At 56.5% G+C, this 17,905-nt stretch carries 13 protein-coding genes and 1 pseudogene; 3 read left to right on the forward strand and 11 right to left on the reverse strand.

Annotation, left to right across the window (positions count from 1 at the left end):
* Positions 1 to 54: 54 nt before the first annotated feature.
* Complete coding sequence (bglX, locus tag KGP24_RS15410; RefSeq protein WP_223561035.1) at positions 55 to 2,352, reverse strand: beta-glucosidase BglX; 2,298 nt, start codon at positions 2,350 to 2,352, stop codon at positions 55 to 57.
* A 189-nt stretch (positions 2,353 to 2,541) separates the two neighbouring features.
* On the opposite strand from bglX, the gene dld reads away from it, so the two are divergent.
* Both dld and KGP24_RS15420 read left to right on the forward strand, forming a co-directional pair.
* Entirely contained in the window at positions 2,542 to 4,290 is a 1,749-nt protein-coding gene (gene dld, locus KGP24_RS15415; RefSeq protein WP_223561036.1) for a D-lactate dehydrogenase, read from the forward strand.
* A gap of 112 nt (positions 4,291 to 4,402) precedes the next feature.
* Positions 4,403 to 4,957, forward strand: coding sequence for a GNAT family N-acetyltransferase (locus tag KGP24_RS15420; RefSeq protein WP_223561037.1), 555 nt, complete (start codon positions 4,403 to 4,405; stop codon positions 4,955 to 4,957).
* A gap of 92 nt (positions 4,958 to 5,049) precedes the next feature.
* Here KGP24_RS15420 and pbpG read toward each other — a convergent pair whose 3' ends face one another.
* A complete protein-coding gene (gene pbpG / locus KGP24_RS15425; RefSeq protein WP_223561038.1) occupies positions 5,050 to 5,973 on the reverse strand; it encodes a D-alanyl-D-alanine endopeptidase in 924 nt (307 codons plus the stop codon).
* Positions 5,974 to 6,140: 167 nt separating this feature from the next.
* Positions 6,141 to 6,728 (reverse strand): Yip1 family protein, encoded by a 588-nt coding sequence (locus tag KGP24_RS15430; RefSeq protein WP_223561039.1) that lies wholly within the window; start codon positions 6,726 to 6,728, stop codon positions 6,141 to 6,143.
* Between the two features lie 157 nt (positions 6,729 to 6,885).
* Here KGP24_RS15430 and KGP24_RS15435 point away from each other — a divergent pair, with 157 nt between their 5' ends.
* Positions 6,886 to 7,458, forward strand: a complete 573-nt coding sequence (locus tag KGP24_RS15435; RefSeq protein ID WP_223561040.1) for a DedA family protein — start codon at positions 6,886 to 6,888, stop codon at positions 7,456 to 7,458.
* Between the two features lie 60 nt (positions 7,459 to 7,518).
* Here the strand turns inward: KGP24_RS15435 and KGP24_RS15440 are convergent, their stop codons facing one another.
* The 8 genes and pseudogenes from KGP24_RS15440 to KGP24_RS15475 all read right to left on the reverse strand — a co-directional run bounded on the left by KGP24_RS15440 (position 7,519) and on the right by KGP24_RS15475 (position 17,898).
* A complete protein-coding gene (locus KGP24_RS15440; RefSeq protein ID WP_223561041.1) occupies positions 7,519 to 8,283 on the reverse strand; it encodes an SDR family oxidoreductase in 765 nt (254 codons plus the stop codon).
* A 50-nt stretch (positions 8,284 to 8,333) separates the two neighbouring features.
* Positions 8,334 to 9,752, reverse strand: coding sequence for a multidrug resistance outer membrane protein MdtQ (gene mdtQ / locus KGP24_RS15445; protein WP_223561042.1), 1,419 nt, complete (start codon positions 9,750 to 9,752; stop codon positions 8,334 to 8,336).
* Positions 9,753 to 10,078: 326 nt separating this feature from the next.
* On the reverse strand, positions 10,079 to 11,473 hold the full coding sequence (gene ascB, locus KGP24_RS15450; RefSeq protein WP_223561043.1) for a 6-phospho-beta-glucosidase: 1,395 nt from the start codon (positions 11,471 to 11,473) through the stop codon (positions 10,079 to 10,081).
* Between the two features lie 12 nt (positions 11,474 to 11,485).
* Positions 11,486 to 13,452, reverse strand: a pseudogene (bglF, locus tag KGP24_RS15455) (PTS beta-glucoside transporter subunit IIABC).
* 24 nt (positions 13,453 to 13,476) lie between these two features.
* The gene (bglG, locus tag KGP24_RS15460; protein ID WP_223561044.1) at positions 13,477 to 14,310 is read right to left on the reverse strand and encodes a transcriptional antiterminator BglG; all 834 of its coding nucleotides are present in this window, start codon (positions 14,308 to 14,310) and stop codon (positions 13,477 to 13,479) included.
* A gap of 166 nt (positions 14,311 to 14,476) precedes the next feature.
* Complete coding sequence (locus KGP24_RS15465) at positions 14,477 to 15,823, reverse strand: carbohydrate porin (protein ID WP_223561045.1); 1,347 nt, start codon at positions 15,821 to 15,823, stop codon at positions 14,477 to 14,479.
* Between the two features lie 303 nt (positions 15,824 to 16,126).
* Complete coding sequence (dusC, locus tag KGP24_RS15470) at positions 16,127 to 17,059, reverse strand: tRNA dihydrouridine(16) synthase DusC (protein WP_223561046.1); 933 nt, start codon at positions 17,057 to 17,059, stop codon at positions 16,127 to 16,129.
* Between the two features lie 41 nt (positions 17,060 to 17,100).
* Complete coding sequence (locus tag KGP24_RS15475) at positions 17,101 to 17,898, reverse strand: helix-turn-helix transcriptional regulator (protein ID WP_223561047.1); 798 nt, start codon at positions 17,896 to 17,898, stop codon at positions 17,101 to 17,103.
* Positions 17,899 to 17,905 lie beyond the last annotated feature (7 nt).

Here is a 17,905-nt window from a genome sequence, read left to right on the forward strand (position 1 = left end):
GTAAGACGCATCCCCCGGAAGCCGGGGGATGCCAAGGAAGGAAGGTTACGAAGGTTACAGCAGCTCGAACTCGCCTTTATTCACGCGGGCGGAATCCACCCCGATAAAGACGTTAAACTTGCCTGGCTCCGCATCGTATTTCATCTGCTGGTTCCAGAACTTCAGCGCCTCCACGTCAATCGGGAAGCTGATGGTTTGGGTTTCGCCAGGCTTCAGGTTGACCTTCTCGAAGCCACGCAGCTGCTTGACGGGACGGCTCATCGAGGCGGTGACATCCTGAACGTACATCTGAATCACCGTTGCCCCTTCGCGCTTGCCGGTGTTGGTCACCTCGACGCTGGCGGTAACTTTGCCGTCACGCTTCAGGCTCGGCGACGACATTTTTACGTCAGAAACCTTGAAGGTGGTGTAGCTCAGGCCGTAACCAAACGGATACAGCGGGCCGTTAGCTTCGTCGAAGTAACGGGACGTGTACTTGTTCGGCTTGTCGGCGTTGTACGGGCGACCGGTGTTGAGGTGGCTGTAGTAGACCGGGATCTGCCCGACGGAGCGCGGGAAGGACATCGGCAGCTTGCCCGACGGGTTGTAATCGCCAAACAGCACGTCGGCGATGGCGTTACCGCCTTCGGTACCGGCGAACCAGGTTTCCAGAATGGCGTCAGCCTGCTGGTCCTCTTTCACCAGCGCCAGCGGACGCCCGTTCATCAGCACCAGCACCAGCGGCTTGCCGGTGGCTTTCAGGGCGGCGATCAGGTCGCGCTGGCTCTGCGGGATGGTGATGTCGGTACGGCTGGAGGCTTCGTGCGCCATACCCTGCGCTTCGCCCACGACCGCGACAACCACGTCAGACTGTTTCGCGGTATTCACCGCCTCGTCAATCATCTCCTTCGGCGTGCGCGGATCGACCTTCACCGCTTCCTCGTACTGGTTGAGGAAGGTGACGATGTCTTTGTCGTTGGTGACGTTCGCCCCTTTGGCGTACACCACTTTCGCGTTATCACCCACGGCACTCTTAATCCCGGTCAGCACGGTCACGGACTGGTCGGCTACGCCTGCGGCAGACCAGCTGCCCATCACGTCGCGCTTGCTGTCGGCCAGCGGGCCCACCACGGCAATGGTGCCGGATTTTTTCAGCGGCAGCGTGTCGAGGCGGTTTTTCAGCAGCACCAGGCTTTCGCGCGCCACGTCACGCGCTTCTTTGCGGTGCAGGCGGCTTTCGGCGTTGGTATCTGCCGGGTCAGAATCCTTAGGCCCCAAATGGCTGTACGGATCGTTAAACAGCCCCATGTCGTATTTCACGTTCAGCACGTGGCGCGCGGCATCGTCCAGCTCCGCCATCGTTACCTTGCCGCTCTTCACCAGCCCCGGCAGGTATTTGCTGTAGTACTCGTCGCTCATGCTCATGTTGATGCCGGACTTGAGCGCCACGCGCACGGCGTCTTCCGGATCGGAGGCGGTACCGTGTTTGATCAGCTCTTTAATCGCGCCGTGGTCAGAAACGGTGATACCTTTAAAGCCCCACTGGTCGCGCAGCACGTCTTTCAGCAGCCAGGAGTCAGAGGTCGCAGGCGTGCCGTTCAGCGAGTTCAGCGCTACCATCACCGCGCCGCTGCCCGCATCCAGCCCTGCCTTGTACGGCGGCATATAGTCGTTGAACAGGCGCTGCGGGCTCATGTCCACGGTGTTGTACTCTTTCCCGCCTTCAACCGCGCCATAGGCCGCGAAGTGTTTGACGCTGGTCATCACCGAATAGCGATCCGCCGGGCTTTTGCCCTGCATCGCTTCCACCATGGTTTTCCCCATCGTGGAGGTTAAATAGGTGTCTTCACCAAAGCCTTCCGAGCCGCGGCCCCAGCGCGGATCGCGCGAGACGTCCACCATTGGCGCCCAGGTCATGTTCAGGCCGTCGTCAGCCGCTTCATAAGCCGACACGCGCCCGACGGTTTTCACCGCGTCGAGGTTAAAGGAGGAGGCTAAGCCAAGGCTTATGGGGAAGACGGTGCGCTGGCCGTGCACCACGTCATAGGCGAAGAACAGCGGAATTTTCAGGCGGCTGAGATCCATCACCTGATCCTGCATCTTGCGGATATCCTTGCGGGTGACGGTATTAAAGATGGCCCCTACCTGCCCGTCTTTGATCATCTCGCGGATGGCCTCTTTCGGGTTATCCGGACCGACGCTGATAAGGCGCAGCTGGCCGATTTTTTCATCGACCGTCATTTTTTTGAGCAATTCCGTGACAAACGCGTCCCGTGCTTCAGGCGTGAGCGGGTGATTACCAAACAAATCCTCTGCCAGCGCAGGTTGCAGCGCCAGGCTGACGGCGACACCTACAGAACATAGCCATTTCATGTCGTTTTACTCTCTCATCAATAACCGCCGGACGATCTCGGCCATACCGTGCGAAAAGCGCAGTGTGCCATAAACCCTCGAAACGTTGCAGGGTTATTCTCTGATTTTTCTCGTGAATACTCGACCGCTTAACAGTTAATCGCGCTATGCTTTACAGCGAGAAATTTGCCCCACCACAAGGAGTGGAAGATGTCTTCTGTTCGAACTGACGATAACAAAACATTTATTAACGAACTGTCGCGCCTGGTTGGCTCCTCTCACCTGCTTACCGACCCGGCCAAAACCGCCCGCTACCGTAAGGGCTTCCGCTCCGGTCAGGGCGAGGCGCTGGCGGTGGTCTTCCCCGGCACGCTGCTGGAGCTGTGGCGCGTGCTGAGCGCCTGCGTCGCCGCCGACAAGATTATTTTAATGCAGGCCGCCAATACTGGCCTGACCGAAGGCTCCACGCCGAACGGCAACGATTACGATCGCGACATCGTGATTATCAGCACCCTGCGCCTCGACAAGCTTCACCTGCTCGATAAAGGCGAGCAGGTGCTCGCGTTCCCCGGCACCACGCTCTACTCCCTGGAAAAGGCGCTTAAGCCGCTGGGTCGTGAGCCGCACTCGGTGATTGGCTCCTCATGTATTGGCGCCTCGGTGGTCGGTGGGATCTGCAACAACTCCGGCGGCTCGCTGGTGCAGCGCGGCCCGGCTTATACGGAGATGTCGCTGTTTGCGCGTATTGATGAAAACGGCAAGCTGACGCTGGTGAACCACCTGGGTATCGATCTCGGCGTAACGCCAGAACAGATCCTCAGCAAGCTCGACGACGACCGCGTGAAGGACGAAGACGTGCAGCACGATGGCCGTCATGCGCACGATCATGACTACGTGACCCGCGTACGGGATATCGACGCCGATACCCCAGCGCGCTACAACGCCGACCCGGACCGCCTGTTTGAGTCCTCCGGCTGCGCCGGGAAGCTGGCCGTGTTTGCCGTGCGCCTGGATACCTTCCCGGCAGAGAAAAAACAGCAGGTGTTTTACATCGGTACCAATCAGCCTGAGGTTCTGACGGAGATCCGCCGTCATATTCTTGGCGAATTTACCCATCTGCCGGTGGCGGGCGAGTACATGCACCGGGACATTTACGACATCGCAGAGCGTTACGGCAAAGATACCTTCCTGATGATCGACAAGCTCGGCACCGACAAAATGCCGTTCTTCTTCACCATGAAGGGACGCACCGACGCGATGCTGGAGAAAGTGTCGTTGTTCAAACCCCACTTCACCGACCGCTTTATGCAGAAGCTGGGTAACGTTTTCCCGGCGCATTTACCGGAGAGGATGAAAACCTGGCGCGATAAGTACGAACATCACCTGCTGCTGAAAATGGCCGGGGACGGAATTGCCGAAGCGCAGTCCTGGCTGACCGAATTCTTCAAAACTGCCGAAGGGGATTTCTTTGCGTGTACGCCTGAAGAGGGCAGCAAAGCGTTCCTGCACCGCTTTGCCGCCGCAGGGGCCGCCATCAGATATCAGGCGGTACATTCCGAAGAGGTGGAAGATATTCTGGCGCTGGATATCGCCCTGCGGCGTAACGACACCGAGTGGTTTGAGCACCTCCCGCCGGAAATCGACAGCAAGCTGGTGCATAAGCTCTATTACGGCCACTTTATGTGTTACGTCTTCCATCAGGATTACATCGTCAAAAAAGGGGTCGACGCACACGAACTGAAGGAGCAGATGCTCGCCCTGCTGCGCGAACGCGGCGCACAATATCCTGCAGAACATAACGTCGGGCATCTTTATAAAGCCCCTGACGCACTTAAGCAGTTTTATCGCGAGAATGACCCTACAAACAGCATGAATCCCGGCATTGGTAAAACAACGCGGAAGAAATACTGGAAAGAGAGCGCGGACGCGGAGCAGCGCGTAACGCAAGCGTCTGATTAATTCCTACAGCCAAATTTGAGAGATTGTTAAGCGCGCCTTAATCGTAATAGAGTAACTGCATGACGCCGGAGAAACGTTTCTCCGGCATTCTATAACGAGGAGCAGGCACATCATGTCGGCTGTTGATGTTTTATCCGAAACCGAGCTGGAAGTGCGCGACGCGCTTCCCGATGATGTGCATGCCATCGCCGCCATTTATGCCTGGCATGTGCTTCACGGGCGCGCGTCATTTGAAGAAGTCCCCCCAACTATCGACGAAATGCGCCATCGAATGAAAAGCGTGGCTGAGAAAGGTTTACCGTGGCTTATCGCGCTGTATCGCGGCATCGTGGTGGGTTACTGCTACGCCACGCCTTATCGTCCGCGACACGCCTATCGCTATACCCTGGAAGAGTCAATTTACGTGGATGCCAGCATCACCGGGCGCGGTTTTGGCTCGGCGTTAATGTCTGCACTGATTGCACGCTGCGAACAAGGTCCATGGCGGCAGATGATTGCCGTGGTGGGAGATGGCAATAATAATGCCGGCTCGTTACGGCTGCATAAAAAGCACGGCTTCGAGATTGTCGGCCAGCTGCGCAGCGTGGGGTATAAGAAAGGCGACTGGCGGGATACGGTGATTATGCAGCGCCCGCTCAACGATGGTGACTGGACGCTGCCGGAATAAAACCTGTGCGGTCTGGTACCCTCACCCGGCCCTCTCCCACAGGGAGAGACAGAAACAAAAAACGGTAACATGCGTTACCGTTTTGCTTTTACCTAGTCGTTCTGCGCCGTCGCCATCTGTTCCGCTTTCTGCTTTTTATACGTCAATGCTGCGGCCGGAACGGGCTGCACTTTCCCGGTTTCAATCCAGGTACGCAGGCGGCTCGCGTCCGCGAAGTGGGTATATTTGCCGAAGGCATCCATCACCACCAGCGCCACCGGCTTACCGTTAAACACGGTGCGCATCACCAGACAGTGCCCTGCCGCGTTGGTAAAGCCGGTTTTCGTTAACTGAATATTCCAGTTATCGCGGTAGACAAGATGGTTTGTGTTGCGGAACGGCAGCGTATAGGCCGGGTTCGCAAAGGTCGCCATCTCTTCACGGGTAGTGCTGAGCTGACCAATCAGCGGATACTGTTTACTGGCAATCAGCAATTTCGTCAGATCGCGGGCCGTGGAGACGTTGTTAATCGACAGACCCGTCGGTTCAACATAATGCGTATTGGTCATTCCCAGCGCTTTGGCTTTCGCGTTCATCGCGCGGATAAAGGCGTCGTAGCCGCCCGGATAGTGGTGCGCCAGGCTCGCCGCCGCACGGTTTTCAGACGACATTAGCGCCAGCAGCAGCATATTTTTACGGCTGATTTCACTGTTCAGCCGCACGCGAGAGTAGATCCCTTTCATCTCCGGCGTGTGGCTGATATCCACTTTCAATTTTTCGTCCAGCGGCAGATGTGCATCAAGCACCACCATCGCGGTCATTAATTTGGTAATCGAGGCGATCGGGCGCACCAGGTCCGGATGGCTGGCGTAGATCACCTTATTCGTGTTGAGATCGACAATCATCGCGCTGCCGGAAGCAATTTGCGGTTGGGCGGCGGCGGCGTTCACCGCGGGCGTTTTAGCGACGGCCGGCACGGCAGCGGACGCACCCAGCAACAGTGCCAGGCTAAGTAAAGAGACTCGGAATTTCAGCATGGTGAGACTTCTGATAATTATTCACGCACGTCATGACGTACACCGCCTGTATCAACGGATAAACACAGGCTGGCTTCGGCATCATAGCGGTCACCGGGCGTTGTCGCCAGCGGATAATCGTGAACTGATGCTGCATTGCTGGCATTTACGCCAGCAATGCAGTGAACTCAGAAGAGCCGGTATCCATAACCCCAAAGAATCACCGTCAGCGCCAGGAGTGCCTCCAGCACCAGCACCCCAATAGCGAGTGTTGAACTGGAAAAACTCAGGCCCTCTTCTTTATTGATATTCAGGAAGGTTGGAACCCCCAGATACAGCAGATACCCGGTGTAAAAGAGGGCAATAGTACCGATCAGCGCGCACAGCCAGACCAGTGGATAGAGCGCAACAATACCGCTTAAGAACAGCGGGGTCGCGATATATCCGGCAAAGACCATACAGTGCGCCAGCGATGGACGTTGCGGGTAGTTACGCGCCATCCAGTGAATGACGCGCCCCATTATCGCCACACCCGCCAGCATCAGGCCATAAAAAACAATGGCCAGATAGAGCCCGGTAAACCAGGAAAGCTGAACCACTGTGCCGTCACCGAAGTTCCAGCCAATTTGTGTTGTTCCGATAAAAGCGCATATTACCGGCACCGCAGCCATCAGCAGCACATGATGCGTGTAATGATGCGAGACCGTTTCGTTCTCACTTTTAATGACATGTAATTCACGATCGGGATGGGAGAAAAGTCCCCAGACATGGTTCATAGCGCCCCCTTGTTGTCGGCCCGTCAGCGATACCTTAAGTATAATGCAGGCTTTAGATTATTTTATGTACAGCCGGAAATTTCCGTTGATTGCCCCGCTGTTGATTCATGGGGTATATGATTAAACGAGGTACGCAGAGGGAGATAACATTTACGTAATGGATATTAACGCACTCATTGAACAATATGGCTATGCCGCGCTGGTCATCGGTAGCGTGGCAGAAGGTGAAACCATCACGCTGTTAGGCGGCGTCGCCGCGCATCAGGGCTTACTGAAATTCCCGCTGGTCGTCGCCGCGGTCGCGCTGGGCGGGATGATTGGCGATCAGCTGCTTTACTTTCTCGGGCTGCGCTTCGGGCCAACGCTGCTTAAGCGTTTTGCAAAGCATCAGAAGAAAATCCGCCGCGCACAACGGCTCATTCAGCGTCATCCCTATCTGTTCGTCATCGGCACGCGCTTTATGTATGGCTTTCGCATCATCGGGCCGATACTGATTGGCGCCAGCCATCTGCCGCCAAAAATTTTCCTGCCGCTCAATGTTATTGGTGCGATTGCCTGGGCGCTGATCTTTACGACGCTCGGCTATGTAGGGGGCGAGGTGATTGCGCCATGGCTGCATAATCTTGACCAGCATATTAAACACTGGGCTTGGCTGATTCTGGTGGTTGTGGCGGTGATTGGGGTCAGGCTGTGGCTGAAGCATCGGGAAAAGACGCGGGATGAGGAGTAGCCGGGTGCGGCCTGATGCCCTCACTTTAACCCTCTCCCACAGGGAGAGGGTGAAAAGCACCTACCCCTCCGGCTTAAACTGCGGGTTCGCCAGCATAAAGCCCCCGTCGACGATAAACGATTGCCCCGTCGTGTAGCTGGCGTCGCTGTCGCACAGCCAGGCCACCAGGCTGGCAATCTCTTTGGTGTGCCCCGGCCTTGCCAGCGGGATTTCCGGCATTGAGCCTTCCTTCACTTCGCTGTCGTCCATGTCATTCATCGGTGTGGCAATGGCACCCGGCGCGACGGCGTTCACCAGAATATTGTGCTTAACCAGTTCCATCGCCATGGATTTGGTTAACCCACCGAGCGCGTGTTTTGCCGCCGTGTAGGCGCTGGCCTCCGGCAGCGGCGTGTGCTCATGCACCGAGGTAATGTTCACAATTCGCCCCCCTTCCCTCTGCTTCACCATCTGCCGGGCGGCAATCTGTGAACAGAGAAACGCGCCGTCCACGTCGACGGTGAAAATGTTCCGCCAGTCGTCAAACGGCATATCAAGGAACGGCGCTTTGGTCATCGCCCCCGCATTGTTGACCAGCACGTCCAGCCGACCAAACCGCGCAATCAGCCTTTCAATAGCCCCTGCGCCTTCCGGCAGCGTGCTTAAATCAAGATGGATAGCTTCTGCGCGCTGCCCCTGCGCTTCGACTTCCCGGCAGGTTTCCAGCGCTCCTTTTTCATCCGAATTCCAGGTGACGCCAATATCAAACCCGCGCTCTGCGAGCATCAGCGCCGTGGTTTTACCAATCCCGGAATCCGATGCGGTCACTATCGCTACTCTGGTCATACTCACCTCCTGAAAAACTGCAAAGAGGTAAGTATAGATAATGACCTTTTCTAGCCGTGGTGATAGCCACCGCCCAGCGCCGAGGTGAGCTGCAGCGTGGCGTCGACATACTGGCCTTTCAGCAACAATCCGGCGAGGTCTTCCCTGAGGGCCGGTATTCTGGCTTCGCTGACACGGGAGCCCGCAACGATCCCCGTGCTGAAACGCGCCTGCGCCAGCGCCACAACCCGCGCCGCATCTTTTTCGACCTGCTGCTGATGGCGGTTCTTAGCCGTCAGCGTTTCGACTTCACTTGCCGTGCGTGCCACCTGATTGACCGCTTCGACCACCGCTTTGTTGTAGTTCGCGACCGAGAGGTTGTTCTGCGCCTGGGCGATATCCAGACTGGCGTTCAGCCTGCCGCTGTCGAAGATTGGCAGCGTCATTCCGGCGGTCACGCCCATCTGCTGCGCTGAAGAGCGAAACAGATCGCTCAGATGGAGGGCATCCTGCTGTAAGAACGCCATCAGGTTCACGTCAGGATAGAAAGCCGCTCTGGCGGCCTCCACCTCGCTCATAGAGGCTTCGACATACCAGTGCGCTTCCTGGAGATCCGGACGGCGTGCCAGCAGTTTATAACCGAGCGTCGGCGGTAACGAGGCGTCTACCGTCGGCAGCGCATGGCGCGTAAGCGTCACGGAGGAAGAATTTGTCAGCGCGACCAGTCGCGCCTCTACGGCTTTCATCCTCCCGTTGACTTCTGCCAGCTGCTCTTCGGTTTTATTGGCGTTGATATCGGTTTTCACTCCTTCCACGGAGGAGGTGATTCCTTGCTGATACAGCTCGCGATCGGCGCCAATAATATTGTCCTGCTCATGTTTGATCTGCGCGAGAACCTCCCGCGCGGCGGCCTGAGTTTGCCACTCCCAGTAGAGTCGCGCCACGCTGCTGGCCAGCAGCTGGCGGGTCTGCTCCAGCTCCGCTTTTTGCGCATTCACTTTGCCAATTCGGGCCTCGACCCGGGCGCGATTTTTACCCCACAGATCGAGATCCCAGCCCGCGGTCAGGCCAAATGTGCCGTTGGTGTACCACGGGCCGGTGGTGCCTGCCGCCGGGTCGGTAAGGGCAAAAGGCCCCATCACCCCTTCGGCGGACATTTTCTGGCGTTCCGCATCGGCGGAAAAATCAATCTGCGGGCCATCGGTGGCCATAACGGCTTTGGCCTGGGCTTCGGCAAGCGTAATGCGCTGACGGGCAATCTGCATATCCGGCGAATCGCTCAACGCTTTCGCAATCAGCGAATTAAGTTCCGGATCGTTATACTCTCTCCACCACTCATTTTTCGGCCAGTCCTGATGATTCAGCACCGTATTCACCGACGCCGCAGTAGTTTGCGTTTTAATGGGGGACACCGTGGCATGTTCAGGCGCACAGGCAGACAGAATAAAAACGAAGGGAACACTCAGAGATAGAATAAGAGAACGTTTCATGACGCCATAAGCTCAAAAAATAAAGGCGCACGTTACGCTCGATGTTGTTCGTTTTTTTAGTAATGCGTGGCAATCCGCAAATTGTCATACATTTTAATACCTGGAGATTTATTCCTAAAAATAATAATTAAACTCAATGCATTCATGCCGACCATGAATACGCTGCTACACTTATTCAGGACATACATGAGCGGGAGAAGGGAATGAAAATATTACTGTGGATTATTTTGATTATATTTCTGATAGGGCTCTTAGTGGTCACCGGCGTATTCAAAATGATTTTCTGATCTATTTGCCCGGCTCAGCGCCGGGCAACGTCATTGATATCAGGCTTTCAGCGAAGCCCCTTTCGTGGCAATAACCTCTTTATACCAGTAGAAACTCTTTTTGCGGCTGCGCGCTAAGGTGCCTTTTCCGCCGTCATCGCGATCGACGTAAATAAAGCCGTAGCGCTTAGAGAGTTCAGCTTTAGACGCGCTCACCAGGTCGATTGGCCCCCAGCTGGTATACCCCATCACCTCAACGCCGTCGTCAATGGCTTCACGCACCTGCACCAGGTGATCGTTAAGGTAGCTGATGCGATAGTCATCCTGTACCACGCCGTCAGCGTCCGGTTTATCCTTCGCACCCAGACCATTTTCTACAATAAACAACGGCTTCTGATAGCGATCCCAGAGCACGTTTAACAGGGTACGCAAACCGATGGGGTCAATCTGCCAGCCCCATTCGGAACTTGCCAGATGCGGGTTTGGCACCATGCTCAGGATGTTGCCGCGCGCCTGCTGATTGAGCGCGTCATCCGCGGTGACGCAGCCCGTCATGTAGTAGCTGAACGAGATAAAATCGACGGTTGATTTCAGCGCCTCGCGGTCGGCATCCGTTACATCAAGCTGAATACCGTTGTCGCGGAAGAAGCGCTGCATATACCCCGGGTAGGCGCCGCGGCACTGCACGTCGCCAAAGAATTGCCACGCGCGGTTTTCCTGCAGCGTCTCCAGAACATCTTCCGGCTTGCAGGTCAGCGGATACATCAGGCCGCCCAGCAGCATGTTGCCGATTCTGGCATCCGGGATAATCTCGTGGCAGGCCTTAACCGCCAGCGCGCTGGCCACCAGCTGGTGGTGGATTGCCTGGTACACCTCCCCTTTGCTGCTGGTTTCCGGCAGGCCCACGCCGGTCATCGGCGCGTGCAGAGACATATTGATCTCGTTGAAGGTCAGCCAGAGCTTCACCTTCTCTTTATAGCGCGCAAACACGGTGCGGGCGTAGCGTTCAAAGAATTCGATAGTCTGACGACTGCCCCAGCCGCCGTACTGCTTCACCAGCCCCCACGGCATTTCGTAATGCGAGAGCGTCACCAGCGGGGTAATGTTGTGCGCGGCCAGTTCGTCAAACAGCCGGTCGTAAAACGCCAGCCCCGCTTCGTTAGGCTGCTGCTCGTCGCCGTTCGGAAAAATGCGGGTCCAGGCAATGGAGACGCGCAGGCAGCTAAAGCCCATCTCAGCGAACAGTTTGATGTCTTCCGGGTAGCGATGATAGAAGTCGATGGCGACATCCTTGATGCCGCTGTCGCCCTCCACGCGCTCAACCACCGGGCCGAAGACACCCTGCGGCTGAACGTCAGAGGTGGACAGCCCTTTGCCCTCCTCCAGATACGCGCCTTCTACCTGATTCGCGGCAACCGCGCCGCCCCATAAAAAATTGTCCGGGAAAGTTTTCATCACGTTCTCCTGTTATTGATGGCTTACGCTGAGCAGCGGCGCACCGGCGCTGACGGACGTTGCCGCCACGGTCACCACGTCACGATACTCATCGCTGTTACTGATAATAATCGGGGTCGCCAGGTCGTATCCGGCATCGATAATCGCCTGTCGGTCAAACTCCAGCAGCAGATCGCCGGGCTGTACCCTGTCGCCCACCTTCACATGGGCGGTAAACGGCCTGCCGTCGAGCTTAACGGTGTCGATACCCACGTGGATCAACACTTCAATCCCGCTGTCGCTGAGCAGGCCGATGGCGTGTTTGGTCTGAAACAGCGAGGCCACCACGCCGGCAAACGGGGCCACCACTTTGTTATCGGAGGGAATAATCGCGGCACCGCTGCCCAGCAGGCCGCTGGCAAAGGTGGTATCCGGCACCTGGTCGAGCGCCAGAACGGTTCCGGTCATCGGGGATAAGACATCGTTTTCCCCTGCCGTAACCGCAGCTTCCGGCGCTGTGCGTCCCGGCATACCTGCCACCAGCGTCAGGCCGCAGCTCAGCACCAGCGCTACCGCGGTGCCGATCACGCCGCCCCATAGCGTGGCGTTTATCCCACCCGGCGGAATCATCTGGGCGATGGTAAAGATATTGGCGAAGCCGAAGGAGTAAACGTGGGTATCGCTGAAGCCGACAATCGCCCCGCCGATTGCCCCCGCCACGCAGCCAAAAATAAACGGGCGGCGCAGCGGCAGGTTCACACCATAAACGGCCGGTTCGGTGATACCAAATATCCCGGCCGTCACCGATGAACCAGCCAGCATCTTCTGGCGGGCATCGCGGGTTCGCAGGAAGATCCCCAGCGCCGCCCCGACTTGCCCGAATACGGCTGGCAGCAGCATAGGCAGCATGGAATCATGCCCCAGCACCGCCAGGTTGTTAATCATCAGCGGCACCAGCCCCCAGTGCAGACCAAAAATAACGCAGACCTGCCACAGCGCGCCCATCGCCGCGCCCGCCAGCCACGGTGCCAGAACGTAAATACTCTGATAGCCGTTCGCCAGCATCTGGCTCAGCCAGGTCGCCAGCGGCCCGATAACGAGGAAAGTCAGCGGTACGGTCACGCCCAGACAGATCAGCGGCGCGAAGAAGTTTTTCATCGATGAAGGCAGCAGCCTGGTGCTCTGTTTTTCCAGCCAGCAGCTCACCCACGCGGCGAGGATAATCGGGATCACCGACGAGCTGTAGTTAAACCATGTGACAGGAATGCCCAAAAAGGCTTCCGATACCGCGCCCGGCTGCTGGCTGGCGTTAAACGCCGCAATCATCATCGGATGGGTGAGCGCCCCGCCGATCACCATAGTAATAAACGGGTTGCCGCCGAATTTTTTCCCGGCGGTATAGCCCAGCACCAGCGGAAAGAAGAAGAACAGCGCGTCGCTGGCGGCAAACCAGATTTTATAGGTACCGCTCTCGGTGCTGAGCCAGCCGCACACCACGGCCAGCGCCAGCAGCCCTTTCAGAATACCGGACGCGGCCAGAATGCCGATAAACGGGGTAAAGATCCCGGAGACGATGTCAATCAGGCGGCCCAGCAGATTACTCTTTTCGCCTCTCTCTTCCACGACGGGCGCGTCATCGGTCAGGCCCGCTTCATTGCGGACAGCCTGCCAGACGTCGTGAACGTGGTTGCCAATCACTACCTGAAACTGGCCGCCGCTTTCGACCACCATGATGACACCCGGGTTTTTCTTGAGCCCTTCCGCATCCGCCCGTTGATTCTCTTTTAGTTTGAAGCGAAGCCGGGTCGCGCAGTGTACAAGACTGACGATGTTCTCTTTTCCGCCAACGTGGCCGAGAATATCCTTCGCTAAAGCCTGGTATTCCATCTCGATTTCCTTACATCCGATGCCCGCAGGCACCTGTTGACTGAGTACAAAAAATAAAAAAACCCGAGAACGACCTTCTGACGAAGGCCGCGCTCAGGTTTTGCCTGCGTGATGCAGTAACAATCCTGTTTTGAGGCTTAACGCCCCTCTTTTCTCACCCGCTCGATATGAATGGCGAGGAACATAATCTCTTCCGTTGTCAGCTCTCGCTGATAGCTTTTGTTCAGGTGCTGCGCGATTTTCTCGGCGCATTTCCACGCTTTCGCGTAGTTGTCTTTTACTGCCGTATGCAGCGAGGCATCGTCATCTTCCACCACGGTGCGGGTCAGCATCCGCTGGGCAAAAAACTTCAGGTGGGTGACAAAACGCTGATAGCTGAGCGAGTCTTCATCATACTCAAGCTGCAGCTGATACTTAACCAGCTGCAGGATCTCCTGCATCACCCGCGTCACGTGCATCACCTCCGGCATTTCGCTGTTCAGCTGCGCGGTGACCAGATGCAGCGCGATAAATCCGGCCTCATCCTCCTCCAGTTCGACGTTCAGGCGTCTGGCGATAATGGCCCGCGCCTCCTGCCCTAATTCGAACTCCTTCGGATACAGCCGTTTAATATCCCACAGCAGCACGTTTTTGATGGCCAGCCCTTTCTTCTGCCGCTCAATCGCAAAGTAGCAGTGGTCGGTTAGGGTGATATACAAACTCTCCTGCAGCTTGCCCAGCCGCTGCGCCGCCAGCCCGATGATGCGGTCGCAGGTGGTCATTACCTCCAGCGGAATTTGACTCAGCAGCTCCCCGAGTCGACGCACCAGTTCATCGCTTTGTAACGCAAACACCTTTTCAACCAACGCGGTATCCAGCGCTTCACCGACGCGCTTCTGAAAGGCCAGCCCACGGCCCATCACCACCTGTTCGCGCCCGCGCTCATCCTGAACAACCACCACGTTATTATTGAGTATCTTGGCGATTTTCATCTGAACCCCAGAAACAAAAAAACCTGACCTCCGGCAGATGCCAGAAAATCAGGTTTTGCCTGCCTACGCAGTAACAATCCAGTTCTGGCACTCTATCAGTTTCATTCATAGCCTCAATACGTCACGCGTCAGAAACGTGACGTGGATCGAACTTGCTACGGTGATATCAGAAGCTCACCACCGTTTTCAGCTCGGTAACCCAGGCATCCTGGGTGCGGCTGACGCCGCCGGGATGGTGCCAGTACTGAATGCCCGGCTGCAGCTCAAGCCACGGCACTGGACGAAAACGGTAGTAAAACTCGCCGTTCAGGGAATGGCCCGGCACCGGGTGATATGCCGGATTGTTGTAATCACTAACGCCGCTCTGGCTGTTCAGGTAACGCTGATTGCGGGCGTACTGGCTGCTCATATCAATCCAGGTTAAGCCAAAGCCAATCCAGTCTTCCGGTCGCGCGTCAAACAGCCCGCGGTAGCGCAGCGAGGCGGCGTAAACCTGATGCATGTAGTTGGAGCGCTGATCGGCAAGGCTCATGCTGAAAGAGGTGCTCAACCCGCGATTCGGGTCATCCTGATGCTGCGTAAGCTGCTGGTTCAGCCCGGCGTACATGAACCAGGTCCGGCTGTGGGTATCAAATCCGTTTGGATCCGTCGCACCCGCACCGCCGGATTTGCCGCGATAGAGATCGGTTTGCGGCGCATTGGTAAACACCACGCCCAGGTTGTACGCGCCCGGCAGGCCGTAAATCAGCGGACGCGCTTCGATTTCAACCGGCAGTAAGACCCCTTTGCTGCCCTTCGTCGACCAGCTCCACGCGTGGCTGCGGCTGGAGGCCTGCGGATTTTGCTCCATCACGCCACCTTTTAAGGTCAGCGTCGGCGTTAATTTATACGCAAGCGTGGTGCCCCAGGTGTGAACGTTCCAGTTGTTCCACGTCAGCGAGTTGGCTGACTTCCCGCCGCACTGCGACAGCAGCTGGAAATCGCAGGGGATGATTTGATCGAAGGTCTGCACCTTGTTCATCATCCCGATGCGCCAGGTCAGACGCCGGTCGTCAAAGCTGCGGGCAAAGGTCAGCCAGCCGAGACGAGTAATCGACTGCCCGCCCCAGCTCTCCTGGGTCAGATCGTTAAAGTTGACGCGAGGGTCCTGCACGCGTTTGGTGGTGAGGTCGTCATTGTGGTTACGGTTGACGATGTTCCCTTCGATACGCGCATCCGGGATACCGGTCCAGCGCTCAAGATCCTGGTTGAAGGTCAGCGCAAACTGGTCGATATACGCCACGTGGGAGTCGTGGTTATATCCGCCACCGCCGTTCCAGCCAATTTCATTCAGGTATCCGAGGTTATAGGTAAAACCATTATCGTTGAGGATTTTACGTATGCCGAGCATTTCGCCCAGAACAGGCTCCGGCGGAGCTTCAAACCCTAATACCGTTCCATTCCAGTCCTGCGCCATTGACAGCGGGGATATCGCTAATAAGGCGAACGCATAGAGTTTATTTTTATATGCCATGATAACAACCTGTGATTGAGTATTTTGTGCGTAACCGGCCGCAGGAAATTTTTCTATTTCCTGTCGACATTTCATTTTTTTTAAAATCAGTAAAAAGCGCTAAGCCAAATTTCTCTCCTGCATAAACGAGAGGCAAAAAAAAACCTAAGCGCTCCACAGCGAAAATGCTGTGAAACGCTTAGGTTTTGCCTGTTAACCAGTAACAATCCTGTGTTGAAAACAGTGGCACCTTAACACCGTCGCGCCACGTTGAAAACCAGAACTGTTTTCTGGTTTAAAAAAGTGTGAGCAATTTAACGCTTATTATTTTGACTGAATCACCCGGGCAATATCAGACGAAGTCTGTAATGTACGAATCTCCTGAAATAATCCCAGCGCTTCATCGTACTCTTTGCGTAAATAGCTCAGCCACTGTTTAATTCGCGCGACGTGATACAAACCGGTATCACCCTGCTTTTCCAGTCGGCTGTATTTTTGCAGCAGCGTGACGACCTCTGCCCACGGCATCCGCGGCTCGTTATATTTTACCACCCGGCTGAGGTTCGGCACATTCAGCGCGCCGCGACCGATCATCACCGCATCGCAGCCGGTGGCTTTCAGACAGGCCTGCGCGCTCTCGTAGTCCCAGATTTCGCCGTTGGCGATCACCGGAATGGTGAGGCGTTTGCGGATCTCACCGATCGCCTGCCAGTTAATGCGCTCGGCCTTGTAGCCATCGTCTTTGGTGCGCCCATGCACCACCAGCTCGGTGGCCCCGGCCTGCTGCACCGCATCGGCAATTTCAAACTGCCGCGCGTCGCTGTCCCACCCCAGGCGCACCTTAACCGTCACCGGCAAATGCGAAGGCACGGCCTCACGCATGGCTTTCGCACCGCGATAAATCAGCTCAGGATCTTTCAGCAGCGTCGCCCCGCCGCCGCTGCCGTTAACCAGCTTTGACGGGCAGCCGCAGTTGAGATCTACCCCATAAGAGCCCAGCTCAACCGCGCGGGCGGCGTTTTCCGCCAGCCATTCAGGATACTGGCCGAGCAGCTGAATACGCACCAGCGTGCCGGAAGAGGTCCGGCTCTGGTTGTGCAGCTCCGGGCACAGGCGGAAGAAGGATTTTACCGGCAACAGCATATCGACCACGCGCAGAAACTCCGTCACGCAGAGATCGTAATCGTTCACCTCGGTCAGAAGCTCGCGCACGAGGGAGTCGAGCACGCCTTCCATTGGGGCCAGTAAAACACGCATAGCAGTACCTGTGAAAAAAGACGCGCTATAGTAGCCGCTCTCTATATCGCTGGGAAGCGCTTCTGTTCAGGGAAAAAGTCACCCGGAGTTGCCCCGACAATAGCGCGAAACGCCGCCGCAAATGCCGCCTGACCGGAAAACCCCAGCATCCAGGCCACCTGTTTAACCGAGTATCCGTTGGCGAGCAGGTCCAGCGAGGCACAAATCCTGGCACGCTGTCGCCAGGCCCGGAAGCTAAAGCCGGTATCTTTGATAAACGCACGTGAAAATGTGCGTTCAGACATGGCGGCCTGTTCCGCCAGCCTTTCCATAGGAACATCCCAGTGATTGTTGGCAATGATGTCACAGGCAACGCGATATAAGCGCTCATCCACGGGCATCGGCAGTTCGGCCGAAATCTGTTGCGCCTCGCTGAGGATATCGAGCAGCAAAACGGCCATGCTGCGCTGACTGGCTGGCCGGTATTCCGCGCTGAACAGCCCGGCGATCAGCTCTTTGAACAATGCTGTCGCCATAATCACGTGAACCTCTTCTTTCCGCTTAAAAGGCTCGCATTGCGATATCAGCGTGGGGCTAAACCACACCGCACGGAGCTCAGTTGCGGATAACACGCTGTAGGTGTGTTCCTGAAAGGGAGGGATCCACAGCGCGCGCTGCGGCGGTATGACCCAGCGCTTACTGCCGGTTTCGACCAGCATCACCCCTTTGATGGCAAACAAAAGCTGCCCCTGTGAATGCCGATGAGGTGGATCCACTTCGCCGCGCGTATAGCTAATTGCCCCTCTGGACCATCCGATGTCATCGTCGTGAATTGGCGTTTTATCGATAACGGTTGGCATTTCACAT

The organism is Enterobacter sp. JBIWA008 (assembly GCF_019968765.1).
Classification (GTDB): Bacteria; Pseudomonadota; Gammaproteobacteria; order Enterobacterales; family Enterobacteriaceae; genus Enterobacter.